Origin of the sequence: Trichococcus sp. ES5 (assembly GCF_900067165.1) — a bacterium.
Taxonomy (GTDB): Bacteria; Bacillota; Bacilli; order Lactobacillales; family Aerococcaceae; genus Trichococcus; species Trichococcus flocculiformis.
This window is the reverse complement of sequence record NZ_FJND01000002.1, coordinates 47,382-66,542: the sequence shown is the minus strand read 5'-3', so window position 1 is coordinate 66,542 and position 19,161 is coordinate 47,382. Positions and strand designations below refer to the sequence as shown.

General features: G+C 45.3%; 9 protein-coding genes and 2 pseudogenes. 2 read left to right on the top strand and 9 right to left on the bottom strand.

What is annotated here, in order from left to right; translation table 11 throughout:
* Positions 1 to 8 precede the first annotated feature (8 nt).
* From TES5_RS02520 to TES5_RS02510, 3 genes are all read right to left on the bottom strand, one after another.
* Complete coding sequence (locus tag TES5_RS02520; protein ID WP_068559467.1) at positions 9 to 995, bottom strand: mannose/fructose/sorbose PTS transporter subunit IIA; 987 nt, start codon at positions 993 to 995, stop codon at positions 9 to 11.
* 208 nt (positions 996 to 1,203) lie between these two features.
* A complete protein-coding gene (locus TES5_RS02515) occupies positions 1,204 to 4,080 on the bottom strand; it encodes a sigma 54-interacting transcriptional regulator (RefSeq protein WP_068559465.1) in 2,877 nt (958 codons plus the stop codon).
* Positions 4,081 to 4,276: 196 nt separating this feature from the next.
* Entirely contained in the window at positions 4,277 to 4,462 is a 186-nt protein-coding gene (locus TES5_RS02510; RefSeq protein WP_068559462.1) for a hypothetical protein, read from the bottom strand.
* A gap of 126 nt (positions 4,463 to 4,588) precedes the next feature.
* Between TES5_RS02510 and relB the strand changes: the two genes are divergently transcribed.
* Positions 4,589 to 4,810 carry a type II toxin-antitoxin system RelB family antitoxin gene (gene relB, locus TES5_RS02505; protein ID WP_068559460.1) on the top strand — a complete coding sequence of 74 codons (222 nt, stop codon included), beginning with the start codon at positions 4,589 to 4,591 and terminating at the stop codon, positions 4,808 to 4,810.
* A 167-nt stretch (positions 4,811 to 4,977) separates the two neighbouring features.
* Positions 4,978 to 5,339: pseudogene (locus TES5_RS02500) on the top strand (DUF2798 domain-containing protein); the annotation flags it as partial.
* A gap of 239 nt (positions 5,340 to 5,578) precedes the next feature.
* Here the strand turns inward: TES5_RS02500 and TES5_RS02495 are convergent.
* From TES5_RS02495 to TES5_RS15760, 6 genes and pseudogenes are all read right to left on the bottom strand, one after another.
* Positions 5,579 to 6,814: an RNA-guided endonuclease TnpB family protein gene (locus TES5_RS02495; protein WP_068559457.1), complete on the bottom strand. Its 1,236-nt coding sequence runs from the start codon at positions 6,812 to 6,814 to the stop codon at positions 5,579 to 5,581.
* A 658-nt stretch (positions 6,815 to 7,472) separates the two neighbouring features.
* Positions 7,473 to 11,285: a helicase-exonuclease AddAB subunit AddA gene (gene addA, locus TES5_RS02490; RefSeq protein ID WP_232309270.1), complete on the bottom strand. Its 3,813-nt coding sequence runs from the start codon at positions 11,283 to 11,285 to the stop codon at positions 7,473 to 7,475.
* A complete protein-coding gene (locus TES5_RS02485) occupies positions 11,282 to 14,914 on the bottom strand; it encodes a PD-(D/E)XK nuclease family protein (RefSeq protein ID WP_068559453.1) in 3,633 nt (1,210 codons plus the stop codon). The genes addA and TES5_RS02485 overlap by 4 nt, the downstream gene beginning before the upstream one ends.
* Positions 14,915 to 15,179: 265 nt before the next feature.
* Positions 15,180 to 17,018, bottom strand: a complete 1,839-nt coding sequence (locus tag TES5_RS02480; RefSeq protein WP_068559451.1) for an ATP-dependent helicase — start codon at positions 17,016 to 17,018, stop codon at positions 15,180 to 15,182.
* Positions 16,996 to 18,861: an ATP-dependent nuclease gene (locus tag TES5_RS02475; RefSeq protein WP_198143286.1), complete on the bottom strand. Its 1,866-nt coding sequence runs from the start codon at positions 18,859 to 18,861 to the stop codon at positions 16,996 to 16,998. Before TES5_RS02475 ends, TES5_RS02480 begins: the two co-directional genes overlap by 23 nt.
* A pseudogene (locus TES5_RS15760) lies at positions 18,858 to 19,130 on the bottom strand (AbiH family protein); the annotation flags it as partial. The gene TES5_RS02475 and the pseudogene TES5_RS15760, both read right to left, overlap by 4 nt.
* Between the last annotated feature and the right edge of the window lie 31 nt (positions 19,131 to 19,161).

Genomic DNA, 19,161 nt, shown 5'->3' with positions numbered 1-19,161 from the left:
TTTTCTTGTTATGCCTTAGCTAATTCTTCTTTAGCTTTTTTCAGCAACGCATCCATTTTTTCCGATGAATCATTCGGAACTTTCCGGACATCAAATTTAACACCTTTTGCTTTCAATGCTTCAAATGCTTTCACATCTTCAGGCCCCATTGACAAGACCTTATTCACGACAACCTTGCCGACTGAGTGAGCCATTGATCCAACATTCAACTCCTCAATCTTCACGCCGCCTTCAATTACCCGAACGACATCTTGCACATTTTCAAAAAGCAAGAGGGCATGGGTGTTCCCAAAACGAGGATCTTTCGCAATCTCAATCATTTTTTTGATTGGAATCACATTGGCTTTGACTCCTGGCGGTGCTGCTTGCACGATCAGGTTTTTCCGCAATTCATCTCTTGAGACATCATCCGAAACCACGATGATCCGATTTGTTCCAGCTGATTTTGCCCACGTTGTTGCTACTTGTCCATGAAGCAATCGTGAATCCAATCGAACTAAAGCTAACTTGATTTTTCCATCACCAACGACTGTCCCTACAGGAAGGTTGCCTTTTGGTTGTTGCACTGCAGAAGCCGCTTCCACTTTCTTCGGCTCTAAACTTTCTGGCTTAGCTCTCACACCGTCCTTCGCTGCTGGAAGAATTTGTGCAGCAATTTTTTGTGCTGAGTCCATGCTCAATCGTGCAGCATACGCTTCGATGACCATCGGAAGGTTCATTCCGGCGATTATCGCCCATGTGTCTTTATGTGCTTCGAAAAGACTGTTGGCTTGGTTGAACGGCGTGCCGCCCCATAAATCGACTAAGAACAGTACTTCATCTTGGTTGTCAAAGGATGAAATAGCCTCTTGCATCTTTGCTTTGACATCGTCCGGTCCTTCACTAGGCGCCAGTGTCACTGCTTTGACATTTTCTTGTTCGCCGAAAATCATCGAAGCCGATTGCAGAATACCTTCAGCGAAATTCCCATGACTTGCTAGGATAATTCCTACCATTTGTATACCTCCCATTGAATATATTTTGCGACTGTTTGGATAAAAAGCTTGGCAGGCGATTTACCAGTCATTATACTATTAGCAAAAAGCGTGCCAACTTAGTGTATGGCTTAATCATACGGAATTAAGAAACAAAAAAATACACTAAAACAATTAGTGTTTTAGTGTATCGTTCGCACTGAAAGCTAGTGTATGGTTTACTGTATCATTATTCTTGATAGGCCAACAGTTGCTCCAGATAGTATATCTCATCTTGTGGCATTTCGATTTGAAAGGTGCCGCTCAGAATATTTAAAGCCTGTTCCAACTGCTGGAACCGCTCTGTCTGTTCAGTCAATTTCAGTTCTTCTTGCGGTGCAATCAATGTATCCTGGCGCAAGGCCCGCTCAAACATTCCCGCCAGGTGCATCAGAATATTGATTAATTGAGAATAATTTTCTTTATTTTCCAATAAGGAACTGCTGAATTTCCACAAAGGCTCAATCAGCTTTTGTGGATTCAAGAAAGTAAAGCTTTCGCCCATGTATTCCAGACATATCTGCTTTGCCTTTTCCGATGTCAACTCATTTTCATCATAGGATTCGGACTCTTCCACCAAATAGTCCAATACTTTTTCGGCATCCCCACTGAAAAAATGTTCCATTGGAATGTAAACGGCATCGATTTTTGGTTTGACGATTCCTGTTGTCGCTAAGATTTCATATTTCTGTTGCAAGGTTACGAGCTGCTTATCCATATCGATCACCGAAATCGGCAGCACCTCGATGTCCACATCAAAATATTTCTCCAGATGTTTGTCGAGCATCTCTTTCATCTTTTGCGCGGTCCCTTCGCCCGAAGCGCAAATAGCAACGATTGCCTTTTTGAGCTTTAAGGAGTGACCGTTCTCTTCCCTTGTGGTCACGTGGCTGCCTGCATAACCGCGAAAAGATTGAAGCGATCGATAAATTTCATCAAGTGTCGTTTCTACAAGGTCCGTCTTCCGCACGGTCTCCAAAACGATAGGGGTCGTGACCATGTCGATGGTTTTGACCTCAATCCCTGTTTTCTCCGTGATTTTTTCAGAAAACGTCGTCAGCGAACCCATATCCACCAACAAAATCACGCCACTCCCTCGATCGATTTCTTGGACACAATGAATAATTTTTTCGAGGGCTACTTGGGGCTTCATCTCAAGCGGCATATCCACGGCACGGATATTGTCGACCCCCAGCAATGTCGTCACAACCTCAGCCATGCTCGTTGCTGTGCTCCTGCCATGGGCTGCAATCACAACGCCCACGCGGCCTGTAACATTGTCTTGCTTTAGCGAGACCAACAACAACGTCAGGTAATAGGTCTCCACTTCAGGGATGTTGATGTTGTATTCTTTTTGTAGCTCTTGTTTCATCCATTTGGCGACCGAAAACTCTTTGGGGTAATCTTCCACCATATTTTTGATGCTTGCATGGAGCGTGCGGCTGCTTTCTCCCAATTGAATTCGTTTTAAAAACGAACTGATATGCAGACTCATCGCATAGACGAAATTCCGCTGGAAGTGATAATCCAGATGTTTTTGGGCATACTCAAACATATTTTTTGCAAAGCCAATGATCCGCTGATCAATGATCTCAGAAAGCTTCTTCTCTGTATCGAAGGTCAAACCCGTATCACGATAAAAAGATTTGAGGTGGACATTGATGTCGGTCATAATGAATTGGTTGATGGATTCTTGGTCAAGCCCCTCCTCCCGCAGCAACGCAGCCTTATTCCCGATTATCTCATACAGATTATATGGAAGATCGTAGGAATCCCTTATCATTGGACTTTCCGTTCCTTCATTCGGTACCATGGTCAGGATGGGCTCCAGTATCCGAGTGAGTTCATTCAAGCGCTCACGATGATTATTCGCCAGATTCATCAGACCGTTTTGGATTTCTGGTGTCAGCTCATCCAACGTTATCGAGATGTCACTGGAATTCATATAGTTCAAAAAAGCCCGCGCGCAAACAAGTTGCACATTCGATTTCAGCTGACCGACATTTCCATAAGTGACGCTGCCGATCAAAGCCTTCACCGCGTCCTGTTTCACATGGATACTTCTTTGGATGCGATTGGCTTCGATGGCAACCATCCGTTTCAGCAAGTCCACCTGTTCTGCAATCGGCCGCTCCGAAAATTGAGGCAACTTGATGACAATCGGGATGCGTCGCACAAAGGTCTGCAACAAACTGGAAGCGGGATCTTCCGTCGTTGCGCAAACAAGTCGGACATTGACTTTATTGGCTTTATCGGTTTCGCCCAAGCGATTGTAGGTGCCGTGATCCATCAGATAAAATATCATTTCTTGTCCTTCCGGCGGCAGGCGGTGCACTTCATCCATAAAGAGCATGCCGCCGTCTGCCCGTTGGATCAAGCCGTCCGTCGTTTCCGTCGCTCCTGTAAAGGCACCCTTGCGATAGCCGAATAAATGAGCCATCAATAATTCGGGATTGTGCGCATAGTCGGCACAGTTGAACACAACCAGCTCCTTATCAGCTGCAAAAACTTGATTTGCTTGCGCGAACCGAAACATCGAATGAACAAAAAAAGTTTTCCCGCTTCCTGTAGGTCCAGTTATCAAGCAGCTTAACCCCTTAGGAGGATAGAGGATCGCCGCCTTTGCCTGATCAACTTGAGTCCGCATACTGTCATTTGAACCGATTACATTCGCAAACACCTCATTATTCGTTTCACGGTTGCCCGTATGCTTTCCTTCCCGGGTTGCGGGAACACGAGAAATGTCAGAAGCGGGAACGCGTGTTTCGCTGGTTGCCCTTGCTGTTGGTTTGGGCTGGTCTTCTTTATATGGATGCATCTTATTTTGCGGTTGCTTATTCCATTTCAAAGAGTGATCCGCATATCTGACTGGTCGTCCAGAGGATTTGATCAGTTTTCCCTGACGCACGAGCTCATTTAAGTCGCTGCTTGCATTGGGCCGTATGATCTGAAGCTCCGTCACAACTTCCTGAGTCGTCACGCCTTCGTTCCCCTGCTCAAAAGCAGCTTCTGTACACTCCTGCGAGCGAATTTTTATATACTCGTAGATTCGATCGATTCGTTTCATCGAGATTCCTCCTTTTACTTCATCCTCCTAAAAGTACCATAATCCCGAAAGAAACGAAAGTGGAAGCTTACGAAAAGTGCCATCCTTTCTTTTGATGAAATGATGGCATTAATGATTAGACACTTATAATCTGCTCTAAGAAGACAGAAAAATGGAGCAGGAAGATTATCCCCCTACTCCATCTTCTAATTTTCACTTATATATTCCCTATTTTGAAACCGTTACGGCGTTTCTCCCAAGACTCGAGTATCTCTGCTTTTTTTGGTTCCCTCATGTGAGGACTTCTGTCCGGAAATTTGGTAGCTGCATAAAAATTAGAAGCCTTTACCAACTCTTCCATTCGAGAAGTACGGGACGTTGTAACCTTCAATTTGAATTTCATTACACTACCTCCTTTTCTAGAGCTTCCAAAATGGAAGAAAATGGCTCACCGTATCTAGCGCTGTAATTGATAATTGTTGAATAGCAGCAGGCTTTATATTACATTATACACAAAGGAGTGGTAGAAATGGGCACAATTTCATTGCGGATGGACGAAGAAGATGAGAAATTGATCAAAGAATATGCGAAAACAAAAAATATTACGGTCTCCTCCCTCTTCAGGAATGCTGTGCTGGAAAAAATTGAAGATGAGATCGATATGGATCTTTATCACATTGCCATGAAACAACATATTGCTAACCCTCAAGTTGTTTCTTTTGATGAAATGATGAAGGAAATAGATTTCTGATAGCAGCATTTAAAGGAGCCTTTGAGAGCAAGGCTCAGAAGACACTTACGCAATAGCCATATAATGAATTTCAAAATACTTAAACTATTTATGAAAATACTTCTTACACGCATTCTAAATTTGTGATACCATGGTTGACTTTACACAAAAATAGAATGTGTGTTTACATGCCCACAAACAAGAAAGAAGGAATTTTTTTCACTACGACAATGTGCTCAATGATGGTGTTAGGAATGAGCCTGTACAATCTGCTGTTACATAACAATTTAGGGTTTGTGCCGCTTGCGGCAGGCTTAATACCAGGTTTTGTTGTCGCTTTTATCTTGGACGTATTCGTTGTAGGAGTGATCGCAAAGAAAATCGCTTTTCGACTACCCATCAAAAAAGAAAATAAGTTGCAGTTAATTTTGACAATCTCCAGTTTGATGGTTCTAGGGATGGTCACTTTCATGTCATTATTCGGTGTTCTTATTGAAGGAGGCATCCTGATGATTTATGGGCAGCCTATAGTGAAGCGTGGAGAGTCAACTACCCATGACTGAAGTCACGGGCTTGCCTCTCGCCACTTCGTGACGAGTGCATTAGCTTCGCTAATACCTTTTAGGTTTACGCTTAACGCTACGCAGTCCAAACGTCCTGCGGACTCCTGAGTAGTTTGAGATCGATTGGTCCCTCAAAATGTTGGCGTTACTCACTGCAACATTCTTATTCAACCGGAATGGAGCAGCCCGACAGTTGACTTTGCCGGCAATCCAGCACATTTATGCACTAGGAATTTGCTTGTTGTTTCTCAAATTTGGGATTCGCTACACCGCTTACGTATTGTGTCCCAAGTTGTTGGATATTCATTGCGCCAACACGGTCATCGTTTGAACGATAACCGCATGGGCAATAATATTCGTGATGGTGCTTATCCCGATTGGATTTTTTGATTGTGCCACACTTGGGACAACGCTGACTTGTATACGCGGCACTTACTTCAACCACCATTGAGCCAACTTTGTTGGCTTTGTAAGTGAGCATCTGCCCGAATTGAAAGAAAGCCCACGACACTTGCTCATAGCGTTGAGATTTCGCAACTTGTTCCGTTGCGAAACGCACGCCAATCAAATCTTCCAACACAAATACCGTATCGGAACCATATAGGGAGACGAGTGTCTTAGACAGGCAGTGGTTCACATCTGCCATCCAACGGTTCTCTCGACTTTCCATTTTCCGGATCCGACGTTTGGAGTTCCTGGTGTTGCGTGTCTGCAAACTGCGGCGCAGTTCTTTGTAGTGCCCGCGCTTTTTCAAGACTGCATTTCCGTTGAAGAAAGTGGTTTTGCCTTTTTCGTCATAGGTTGTCACTAATTGACGCAACCCTCTGTCGATTCCGACAACGTGTTTGATGTCTGTCAATTCCATTTCGGCGACTTCTTTTTTTACCGAAATATGCAAGAACCAATGCTTGCCTGATTTGACCAATTTCGCCAAACCAAACGCCCAGGTACCGTCAAGATACTCTTCAAAACCGTTGAGGAAAAAACTGCACTTCACGCGCCCCTTCAGCGTATTGATTGAAAACGTTTTGCCGTTATCGACAATGCTCCAATCGCGATTGCGCACCAAATCTGCTTGTGGTTGAGAAAACTGGATAGGGTGCCAGAGCCAATTCAGGTCCTTTTGAACTGTAATGTACACTGGCTTTCCGGCCCCATCCTTTTTGCCACTGTCATATTTTTTTGGATTGCGACGGAGTTGCGTTTGAACGGTTTTGTATCGGGCCGCAACTGTCCGAAAGGTTGATTGGGTCAATTGGGATTTCAAATGGAACCGCTGGCGAACATCATGGTACAAAAATTCGTTTAATTTAACGAAACTTAACTCGAAATCGTGATTAAAAACATAATCAGATACGTAATTGCATGCCTGCCTATACTGTTCACAGACTTCTTGAAACGCCAATGCGTCTTTAGGGTCCGAGAGCTTCAACCTTGCTTTGATCGTCAGATTTAGTTCCACGGCATTCACCACCTTTTAATAACCCTATTATACTAAAATCGCCAGTGAAAGTACACCAAAAACAGAACTTATGTTCGCATTAAATGAAAGAGGAAGGAGCTAGGAAATCAAGGAGAGTTTTTGGCGCGATTGGCCAATCGTTTTCTCCTCCCACGACTGAAGTCGCGGGAGGAGAAAACTAAAAAACCATGAAATGTTATTGTCGCATTGCCATTACAATTGTTGCTTGTCGGGCCTATGTCACGGACAATTCTTGGTACAATCCAAGCCAATAGTCAGCTTGTTTTGGAATAACCTTGAGCGGGCTGTTGTTGAAAAATCAGAAAAAGGTGGAGCATCCTGGATTTATTCCTTGGATGCTCCACCTTTTTTTGTTGCCGGTATCGCCCTGGGTAGCGATAAGGTAGAAATTGTCGAATGCATGCAGGATATCCGATAATGTTATTGCAACGAACAGCTAAATTGTCGAATGGGTGGAAGACATTCGACAATCTGACCCTCCAACGAGACTGAATTGTCGAATGTTAGAAGAACATTCGACAATTCGCGCCCCCGCGCCCCACCACGCACAGCGTGGTATCGAAAAAGGTGCAGCATCCTTGGAGAAAACCAAGGATGCTGCACCTTCTGTTTGTCGTTCAATAATATACCGCCGTAATCAAACAACCACATTGGTATGGTTCGAAAGCAGCGCAATATATGCCGCGCTGACGGGTTTCTGACGGATGGTTTCGAGTCCCTTTTTGTACAGGTTCATCTGGCCGCGGTACTTGTCGACGATATTCTCGGGCAATACCGGCGCTTGGTCGCCCACGAAGTCGGTTTTGAAGTCGTAGAGGACGATGTGATCGTCGTACTCGATGAAGCCGTCGATGATACCGTGGATCAGCAGATTGTCGCTTGAGTCTTCCGGTATCTCAGTGAAGATCCTACTGGCCGGAATCAGCAATGAGAACGGCATTTCCCGTCTCACCCTGTCCGCGTTCGCTTGGATTTCCTGTCCCAACTCGGTTTCGAAGAACTTGGCAATCTGTTCCGCATCGAGCTTCTCCGCGACGGCTTGCTCCAGCAGCCCATTCCCTAACAATTCAAGCAACAGTTGCGTCACATAGGCTGCGGTAATTTCCTTTTCCAGATCCACGGACTGCATCACGAAATGCGTCGCGGTACCGATTTCGGCGCTGTTCGGCATCACCGTCTCCTGCATGAAGCGCGGACGCGGGAACTCGGGCTCCACATAGCGGGAGACCCGTTTGGTGTCGGACAGATCCAACTTCAGCATATGGCTCTCGTCCGGATCTTCGAACAGCCGCTTGATCTCCGAAACGGACTGGTAGCTAGTGGTCGTCGTTACCGCTTCGTGGGGGTATTTCGCTTCCATCAGGGCAACAGCCAGCTTCATTTCTTCCGCCAGCGAATGCTCATGCGCTTCGACTTTCGCCGACGCCATCTGCTCGATTTCGTCTTTCCACTGCGATTCGTTGATCTCCTCCATAACGACCGGAATGTAGGACAACAGGTCTTCCTCGCGGAAAGTCTGGATGCTGAAGTGTACCGGATAGTGCGTCAGTTCGCCCCGGTATTCCTTGTGGAAATGGTCGTTCTCGGCGTCCTCGTGCCGGTACAGGCACATGCCGAGCCATTTCATCATCGAGCTGGCTTGCAGCCGCAGGTAATCCGGCAGCAGTTTCCCGCTTGTTCCGTCGGCCACTTGCCAATCGGCCCAAAGTTTCTCTTCGGATTTGTAGGAACCGACCAGGAACAGTTTCTGTTCGGCGCGGGTCAGGGCCACATAGAGCTTGCGCATCTCTTCCGCCAGCAATTTCTTTTTCTTTTCGATCGCCAACGCTTGGCGCGCCAAGGACGGATATTGAACCCGTTGCTGCACGTCGAAATAATCGGTTCCTAGTCCAAACGTTTCCGAGAAGATGTATTTGCTTTGCGTATCGCTCAGGTTGAACCGCTTCGACAGATCCATCAGGAAGACGACCGGGAACTCCAGGCCTTTGCTGGCGTGGATGGTCATGACCCTTACGGCATCCTCATCGTCGCTGAAAGAAGTCGGCTCCGCCAAATCTTTGTCGCGCTGCTGGATCTTCTCGATGAAGCGGATGAATTGGAACAGCCCTTTGTAGTTCGTTTCCTCGTATTTTTTGGCCCGCTCGTAGAGTGCGTGCAGGTTGGCCGTCCGCTGTTTGCCGGCGACCATTCCGCCGACGTAGTCGAGGAAGTGGGTATCGTTGTAGATAGTCCAGATCAAAGTGACAAGGCTGCTCCGTCTGGCCGTGTTGCGCCATTCGTGCAAGCGTCCCATGAACAGTGCCAGTTTGCTGTACGCATCCTTTATTTCCGCAGTCTGCTCGATTCCGGAAGCTTCGCATATTTTGATGAAATGCTGCACAGCTTCGTAGAAATCGCCGTTCTTCTGCTGGATGCGGATCAGCGCCAACTGCTTCTCGTCCAAACCGACAATCGGCGAACGCAGCACTGCCGCAAGCGGGATATCCTGACGCGGATTGTCGATCACCTTCAGCAAAGAGAGGATGATCGAAACCTCAGTGCGCTGGAAATAGCTTTCCGTGTCGTTCAGGATGACCGGAATCTGGAAATCCTTGAAGATCTCCAGGATGACAAGGTTATTTTTCTTTGTCGGCGTCAACAGCACGATATCGCGGTAGGAAAGCGGCCGTTCTTCATTGGTCTTTTTGTCGTAGATCAGGAACTTCTCATCGATCAGCGCCTTGATTTTCTGCGCCACCATCGTGACTTCCCCGGCCGTTTTGTCGTCGATCGTCAGGTCGGCTTCGAGGTCGTTCTCCGGCGTGAGGGCTTCCTCGTCATTGTCGGCGTTCTCCGACAGGTAGATCAGCAGTTCGGTCTGGTTGCGCTCGCTCTCCGGGAAGGATTTGTTGCCGGCCTGGAGCTTCGCGGCTTCGTCGTAGTCCATCTGGCCGACTTTTTCGTCCATCAATTGCTCAAAGATGAAATTCGTGAAATGGATGACTTCTGCGCGCGACCGGAAGTTTTCCGCCAGAATGATCCGTTCCCCGCCGTTTTTATCGGCAAAGGCCGCGTATTTGCGCAGGAACAGGCTCGGGTCGGCCAAGCGGAAGGCGTAAATGGACTGTTTGACGTCCCCAACCATGAACAGGTTCTCGGTTTCCGGCTGGTGCCGCGTCACCCAGTAGAGGATGCTCTCCTGCAGTTGGTTCACGTCCTGGTATTCATCGATCAGCACTTCTTCGAATTTGTTGCGGTAATAGGCGCTCGCGTCGCTCATCTTGCGCTCCCCGTCCTCGGCGATCGGCGCTAGAATCTGCAGCGTCAGATGCTCCAGATCGTTGAAATCGAGCACATTGTCGTCCAATTTTCGTTCCCAATAGGCTTCGGAAAAGCGTTTCGTCACCCGGGCCATCTCTTCAGCATAAGGATGGATGCCCCGCAGCACTTCCTCCTGCTCCGCAAGCGGCCGGTTGAGGTACTGCGCGCTCAACGCGGCGAAATCCTTCTTGTATTTGTCGCGCAGGCCTTTCAGCAGTGCTTTTTGATCCTTCACTTCATCCGCATCGGCCTTCTTAGCACTCGGCCAACGCGCAAACTGCACTTGTTCGTTAGCAATCGTGTAGGCCAATTCGTAGTCATCCTGCTGGACAGCTTCCAACAGGCGGTCGGCATAGCCCTGTTCGGTTTCAAAAATTTCGCGCTGGGCAGCCGTCTCCACATCTTGCCCGGCCAAATGCCGCGCTTGTTCGATGTCGTAGCGGATGCCTTCGATCAGGCTCAGCAACTGCGGCTTCAGCAATTCCTGATAGAGGACGCTGTTCGTCAACCCGTCTTCGGTGTTGTACAAAGACGACAGGGAATCCAGCCATCGGTAAGGAATCGGGTTCGCGCGCGAAAAGTCGTAGAGCGAGAAGATCAGCTTCATCAGATCGTCGTCGCTGCGGTCCTTCGAATAGGCCTTGGCCAGATTCTTGAAGTGCGTATCCGGCTCCCCGTAGAGTTCCTCCTTGACCTCTTCCCAGACATCCTCCTTCAGCAGCTCGACTTCAATCGTATCCGCCAGCAAGCGGAAGACCGGATCCAGATCGATCAGGTAGAAATAGCGCTGGATGACCTTCAGGCAGAAGGCGTGGATTGTCGAGATGTTCGCCTGCGGCATCAGCGAGAGCTGCTTGATCAGGTGCAGGTATTGTTCCTGCGACTGGGCTTCGTTGATGGCGGTCTGGATGGCGCCCGTCATGCGCTCCTTCATTTCCTTGGCGGCCGATTCGGTGAAGGTCACGACCAGCAGTTCATCGACGTTCGTTCCGCCCTTCACTTTTTCGATGATCCGCTGAATCAGAACCGTCGTTTTGCCGGAACCTGCCGAGGCGGAGACGAGGATGTTGTCCCCGGTCTGATAGATCGATTGCCATTGCGTTTCCGTGAATTTTTCATTGGGTGTGCGTGCCGGTATGCCCGTCATCATTGCTCCTCCCCTTCCTCGTTCGATTCTTGATTGTTCCCGTCGAGTTCTTGCTTGATCTTCGAAAGGACATCTTCCTTCGTCAATTTGATGTATTTGCGGTAACGGTTCTCCGGCAACGTGTTGTCGAACTGCGAGATGGCGCGATAAGGCCCGCTGACGGTCGGCGTATACGGCCGTTCCTTGATCGGGTCGAGTTTCAGGTCGCCGGAGAGGATCTTCTCGCCGGCCTCCACCATGTTGGCCCGGTTCTTGGCGATCAGGTGGTTGAAATCATCCAGTGTGATCAAATCGTCATTTTTGCCCAGATTGCCGGCCTTCAGTTTTTTGAAAGTGAAGATTTCCGAAGCCTGACCGCTTTCGACAGCCGGATCGATCAGATCCAAAACGGCTGTGTCGTTCAACAACAGCCCTTTCAGCTTGTAATCGGCGATGATCGTCTTCTGGTAATCCTCGAGCGTCATGAAACTGTTCTGCTTGATGAACGGGTTCTTGACGTGCAGATAGAAAGCACCTGCCGGCAAGGTCTTCCCAGCCAGCAACTTGTCGGCATTCAACAAGGCCACATCCAGATAGGTGATCATCTGCATCGCCAATCCGTAGTAGGCGTCGGAGAAATTGAAGCTGTGCGCGCTCGATTTGTAGTCGAGGATGGTCAGGTAATTCTCGTCCCCGGCATTGACCAGGTCGATTCGGTCGATCTTTCCGCGGATATGCAGGGTGCCGCCGTTGTTCAGCGGCATGTCCAACCCGTCCAGCATCTGTTCGCCGCCCATTTGCCCAAAGACCGCTTCGGTGCGGATGTTCTTCAGCGCCGTCCGACGGCTGTGCTGGTTGAGGACCCAAGCCATCTTCTGGATCGTTTCGCCCAGTTGGTCGCGGATGAAGGCCATCCGGTTGGAGGTCGACAGAATCTTATATTTGTCGTTCCCGTAGATATTTTGCAGAACAGCATCGGCAATCTGCTTGACCGTCTCCTCGCTCAGATCAGCGGTGTCGATGAGCCTGCTCTTCAGCTGGTTGACGATCTGTTCCAAGGCTTCATGGAAAAATTCGCCCGTACCGGCAGCGGACAGCTCGTATTTCGCCCGTTCCTTGAGCTTCAGGCCGTATTGCAGGAAGTGGCTGTACGGATCTTCGAAATAGCGCTCGAGCTGCGAGACCGACAGATACAGGTCTTTCCCGTAGAGCTGTTCGGCGACCGGAGCAGTCAGCTTGCTCGGCACATTCTTGTGCCAGAGGCTGGCGAAGACCTGCTGCATGATCCGTTTGGCTTGCGGATCCTTTGAGATGTACGCCAAGATGTACTTCCATAGCGTCGGCACCGGTTCATTCGTCGCGCGCTGATGGCGCAGCAGATGTACCAGCTGGCTGATGTTCTGCTGTCTGCTGCCGAGGAAGGCAGTCGTATCCTCCGCGTCAGCGATGTCCTGGTGCTTGATTTCGACAGGGATCTGCAGCGCATTGGCTACGCGCGACACATAAGGCGAAATCTTCGGTGATTTCTTGCTGTCGTCCGCACTCATCGGATAGCTGAAGATGACCTTCTCCGTCCCCGATAGGAAAGCCTGGTAGGCCACATACGGTTCTGCGGCCATCGATTCTGCGGTCGTCGGATGCAGATATTTCTCTTCATTATTATTCAACGAGCCACTGAGCCGCTCGCGGTCCTCTTCCGTCAACAATGATTTGTTCTCTTTCTGCGCAGGCAGATGGTCCTGGGTCATCCCCATCAAGAAGACCACCTTTGCCGGCTCGAAACGCGCCCCCTCGATGCTCGAGAAGACGACCTGATCGATGCTCGGCGGCACCAGACTGAAGGTTGCGTTCTGAAAACCGGTCAAAAGGATTTCATGGAAAGCTGCCGCCTGGAAAGGGCTGTCCCCCAAAATTTCGACGTATTCGTCCAGCAGATTCAGGAAAACTTTCCAGATCTGTTCCTGCTGCCGCGCTTGGATCAGGTCCCCCTGCGCCAATGCTTCATCGCGCCAGAACAGCATCTGTTTGTCGACTTTGGCGGCAATCAGGAAATTGTACAGGTTCTTCGCGGCTTCCCGGCCGGTCTTGGCCTTCGCCATCTTCTGGAAAAACGGCAGCAACAGATCCCTCAGATAATTGCGGACCTCGTTGGAGGTATCCTGCATCCGTCTATCCTCGGGGCTCTGGTTGCTGTTGCCGTTCTCGTCCCTGAATGTCGCAAAATACCAGTCATCTTTCGAAAGCCAGCTGTTGCCTTCGTAGCCGTATGCCAACAGGACGTTCTCGATCACATCGACCTGTTCGCGGAAGCGCAGCACGGCTGCCGCCGTTTCCTCGAGCGCTTGCGGATTGTCAGGATTGGCTGGCGGCATCAAAAGTTCCGTGCGCAGCAAACGCATGATGTCCGGATAGCGCCAATGATGGCGACGGATGCGGAATAGTGCGTCGATGAAATCCATGAACGGATGATGCTTCATTGCGTCCGCTTTATCATAAAAAACATCCATACCGTCCTTGTCGAAGATTGGCTTGACGATCGTTTCGTATTCCTCGACCGTCCGCGCCAAAATCAGGATATCCTTGTAACGGTAGCCGTCCTCGGCGACCAGTTTTTTGATTTCATTGGCGACATGAAAAACTTCCGCCTGTTTCGTTTCGCAACCCCAAATGCGGATATCTTCTTTCTGAGCTGCAGTCAGCTCAAAAGAACCTTGGACTTTGTTGGCAGTCGCATCGCTGGATGCGATCCAATAATTCTCCAGTGTCAACAGCGCATCCTTGTAGCCGTCCGTATCCTTCGCAATCCAATGGTCCTTCATGATTTGCACGCGCAGACCACGCGCCAAATGATAAAGCGTATGGTAGGTCGAGCCGGCCGTATAGAACAGTTGATGCATGGCCGGCGGTTCGTCGACATAGGCTTTGTCCAACGCTAACGTGATCGTGACTTGTTTGGCGGAGCGCAGCAGCGTCGTGACGATCTGCAGCTCGCGGGCTGTGAAACGGTAGAAACCGTCGATGAAGACATAGGTATTCTGCATGTCCAGCGTTTCGATGACCCCTGCCAACGCCTCAAGGATGACTTCCTTTTCGAGGTACTTGTCCAGTAGCGCTTCATTGAAGGCCTGGTAAAGCTCCTTCAGTTCGGTCAGCTTCAGCTGGAAGTCGGCCTCATTGCCGGATTCAGCATGGTTCGCCAAAATCCCCTGCAGATCCTCCTCTTCGATGCGGCCGCTGCGCAGCTCTAGAAACAGATCAGTCAGCTGCTTGATGAAGCCTTCTTTATTGGCTTCACGGCGGAAAAGGATCAGATCCTGCTCCTTCTCCATCAAAATCTTCCGCACCAGCATGCTGAGGCCGGCTTCCGACAATTGCTGTTGCTGGAAAATCGGCGACTTCTTCAGCAAATACCACGCCAACCTGCTGAAACTGAACGTCTGCAGATTCATCGAGCCCATCATGTCCTGACCGCGAAAAGCCTCGAATTGCCAAAGCTTTTCCAGAATCGACATCTCCGCCTCGAACTTCGCGTGCTCCGGAACCAGCACGAATACTTCCGCATCCGGCTCCTCCGTCATAATCCGCGAAATCCACTCATATATCACCTGTTTCTTGTCCGCCGATTCCTTGCCTAAAATAAACTGCAACCCCATCGGATCGCCTCCTGTTCGTGTAAGTCAATATGGTTATTTTACCATAAGGGGATGGGTGCATTGAGTTTGAGGGTAAAAAAAAAAGCGAAATCTCCTCTAATTTGCAGAATTGTCGCTTAATTTAGAATTAATTAAATTTTATGCTTCAAAGATATCATGAAGTTCTTGTTTTGCTATTAACAGTAAGAAAATCAGATTTCAAAATCAATATACTCTGACGTTTTAGTCAATTAACTTCAGAGTATAATCAATGAGAATAGCTACTTCATTTAACATTTTCATTTTTCTTAATAAAGTCTTGAAGTTCAGTAATGAATCTTGATGGTCCGTGCTCTCTACGCCTTTTATTATAATCTTCATACCATCCTGAATATAGTAAATGTATTTCATCTTTCGATCTAGTTAGTCCAACATAAAAAAGGCTTCTTGATTCTTTAATTTTATTTTCATTAACATTTAACCAAGGAATTCTCCCTTCTTCTAAACCGAAAATAATAACATATTTAAACTCTAACCCCTTTGAACTATGGAGGGTATATAAGTTAAGATAATCATTACCTCCCAATAGATGAGATAGAGATGAGACACAAAAATCTTTTAGTTGGCCACTTTGAGCGGATAAAAACATTTTTTTGTACTCAGTGGTAACATCTGGTTCTTCTATAAAATTGTCTATAAACTTTGAAATGACCTCCATATGAAATGAAGTAAGCCATTTTAATAAACTTAAATCGATATCTCGATTTCTAAACAAAAATTTGCAAAGAATGCTTTCACTTTGTTCAATTTCCCTTTTCGTTGAGCTGGAATTCAGATAAAATTTTCTGAAAGTAGCAACTATTTCAGATAGTTTAGGGTGCCCTTTTTGCCAGCCTCCACTGCACCACATTGCACAATCTTCTATCCATAATGTTAAAATATTTTTGTTGTATGGAGCATTACCATCTACTCGAATATATTGATACCCATATTCATTCAATGTGCTGCTAATTATATCTCCATCATTTTTATCAATGTATAATATTCCGATTTCCCCGAGATTGTTGCTTGGATCTGCTTCCAATATCTTCGGAATAATAACATCACATATGTAATAACACTGTGCCTTTAGCCCATCTGAGATACTATGTAAATTAATTACACCTTCTCCATCAGTTCTATTTGAAATAAAATCTCTTTCTTCTGAGATTACCGCCATTGAAGCTTTAACGATATTTGGTTTAGATCTATAGTTTTGTTTCAATATAATTTTCGCTACTTCGTGCTTCTCTGATAATTCAACTAATAAATTTGGTTGGGCTCCTGTAAAACCATATATAGATTGATCAGGGTCTCCAACTGCGAGTAGGCGTATTTGATTTTTAAAACATAACGTCCTTATTATTCTATCTAAGGATACACCTAAGTCCTGATACTCATCAATTACTATCACTGGAAATTTAGCCTGAATCAATTTTTGAATCCACTCATTCTGTTCAATCATATTTAATCCGGTTAAAACCATATCGTCAAAGTCAATTAAATTTTCTTCTCTCAGTAGTCTCTCATAATCTTCTATCCATACAGCAATATCCTGATCATTCCCTTTCCATTCTGGTAAATTTCTATCTAAAATAGTTCTCCTGTAAATATTAAACGAATTTTTATAAGCACCAGTACACTGCGTTTTACGGCCTAAGGTTAGATTAAATGATTTTAGCAAAAAATTATCTACTTGAGTTGAAGATGCAACTTTAATTTTGTTAGGCAAATTAGTTTCTACAAGATGCTTATATGGACGGATGACTTGATTCAAACAAAATGAATGAACTGTACTAATAAGAACTGAATTATTTTCTTTTACACCTAATTTAGCTAATCGTTCTTTAAGTTCCCTTACACATTCATTATTATAAGTTAAACAAGCAATTGCTTGAGGCGATTCAATGTCTTCGTTTAATATTTTAGCAAGCTTTAATGTAAGAATTTTAGTCTTTCCACTTCCAGGACCAGCCAACACTACACAATTCCCACTAGAATTGTAAACCTCTTGTTGTTCGTGATTCCCTTCCAATTCCAGCGCAATTTTTTTATATATTTTACTATTGGATTTTTGATTTAACATATTTCAATGCTCCTTTCACATATTCAGGAACAACTGAAGTTGGACTTAAATTAGTAGCTAATCTTTGTGCAAACCTACCCTTCCCTATATTTTCAATATCTGAAAGGTAACTACTTTCATCACCTGAAATGCTTTTCGTTTCACCCCATTTCTTTGCTCTTGACTTTGCATTTCTATTGGTAGTTAACTCATCTAAAGTCATAGTTATTTCATAGTTTAAACTCTCAAACAAATCAATTTCTAAAGTATGTTTATTGGTGAAAATACCCCAATCCTTTCCTTTGGCAATTAGAGTGGCGGTATCCAATTCTTTATAAGAAGTTGATTTGTCAATTTCAGTTAATAATTTGATTAATCTGTTATGAACCAAAGGTAATGAATCCCTAGGATCATAGTCTGTCAAAATAGCAAAAGGAATATCGAGTCCATTCTGTCCTAATAACTTAATATAAGGAAGAAAGTTTGTTCCTGAGACGGAACAAATAGTAATCCCATTTTTATCGAAATCAATATCTTCCAACTCAGCTAAAGCAGGTAATAAGAATTCTTCAGCATCCCCTTCAACTAGAATTATTCCTTTCGCAAAGAGCAATTCTCCTCGGGTTACATTAATATATCTTTCTAAATCTTTAATATCCTTATCGTCTAATTGAATATTTACAGTTGAAACTATTTTAGAATTCTTTTTTTCCTCTTGAGAATCCTTTATTAGAACTATGGACTTAATAGGTGCAACACTTGCAATATACGGAGAGTGAGTTGTCAAAATATTCGAAATACTATGAATTATTAATGAATCATCCTCATCTGCTGTGATTACTTTATTATCATTTAATAAATACTTATATACTAACCTCTGAATATGTGGATGTAAATGAGCTTCAGGCTCCTCTAATGCTAAGAAAGTATGAGCTCTGTTATTCTCTTTCACATATTGTTCTAATGAAATTAATTTTAATACTAAATATAATAAATTTGAAGACCCTAAACTCGCATCTCCTACACCTCTGTTTCCACCATCGATAAACATTTTTATTGCCCTATACAGTTTATTGGGATCTGCCGGTGAAAACCCTAAACTTGTTTCGACAGCATGTTTATCTCCCACGATATTTATTAGCTGATTATTTATTTTCTTAGTCAATTTTTTTATTTCATTCAGTTCTTTTAAAGAATCAGTTGATTTTGTAATTTCTTTAGCAACATTATCAAGTTCTTCTTTTTTTGTTGCCCCTATAGCGACTTCAATTAAAGGTCTTAATGGGGATCTTCTCCAACTTGCTAAATCACTTTCTGAATCCCTTAATGCAGACAACACTTCAAATGGAAGCCATCTTCGTTGTTCGTAATTAAACGTGTTTTCGTTAGCAGTCCCGACAACTTTAAATATATAATTCTCTTCATCTCCATCTGCATTGTCTTCGGGCGAAAATATATATGAAAGCCCAGCAATAAGTGGATTTTTATCAATCAAAAAATCAGATAAAATTATTTTTAGCTTCGTATCATCTTCAAAATCTTTCAGTTCTATATCAATTCTAATTTCTTCACTCTTAATTGGACGAGGTAATTCATCCCAAAAATCTGATGTTTGTAACATTCTACTACTCTCTGGTAAAGATGGGTCTAACACTAAACGCAAAGCATGCAAGAAATTAGATTTCCCTATTTTATTTTCACCCACAATAACCATATGCTCTCCAAGATCAACCTCAACGTCTTTGAAATTTCTAAAATTCTTTATTTTAACCTTACTAATAAACATAATTTGAATAACTCCTTTTAAAATAGAATTTATCTTTAATTTTTCAATATTATAGAGGTGAATTTGCAAATATTTCATATGAATTTCGTTTGTTCTTCAAGGTCTATATCAATTCCATGCCATCGCGAATCGCTATCGTCGTTCAAATCTGGATACTCTTCATCAACAGTATTCTCGATACATTCTTCATAACCAATCGTTAAGGAATGTTCCAAATCGCTCCACTTGTCTGAACCTGACAGATTGATATATGGAAAATCCTCGAAAGCATCACACGAATCTGGATAATGCTTCATTAGAATGTTTCGGTAATTGTAATATCTAGTTTTAAAGCCATAGTGTAAATCAAACCCATTTCCTCAAATAATTAGATTTATG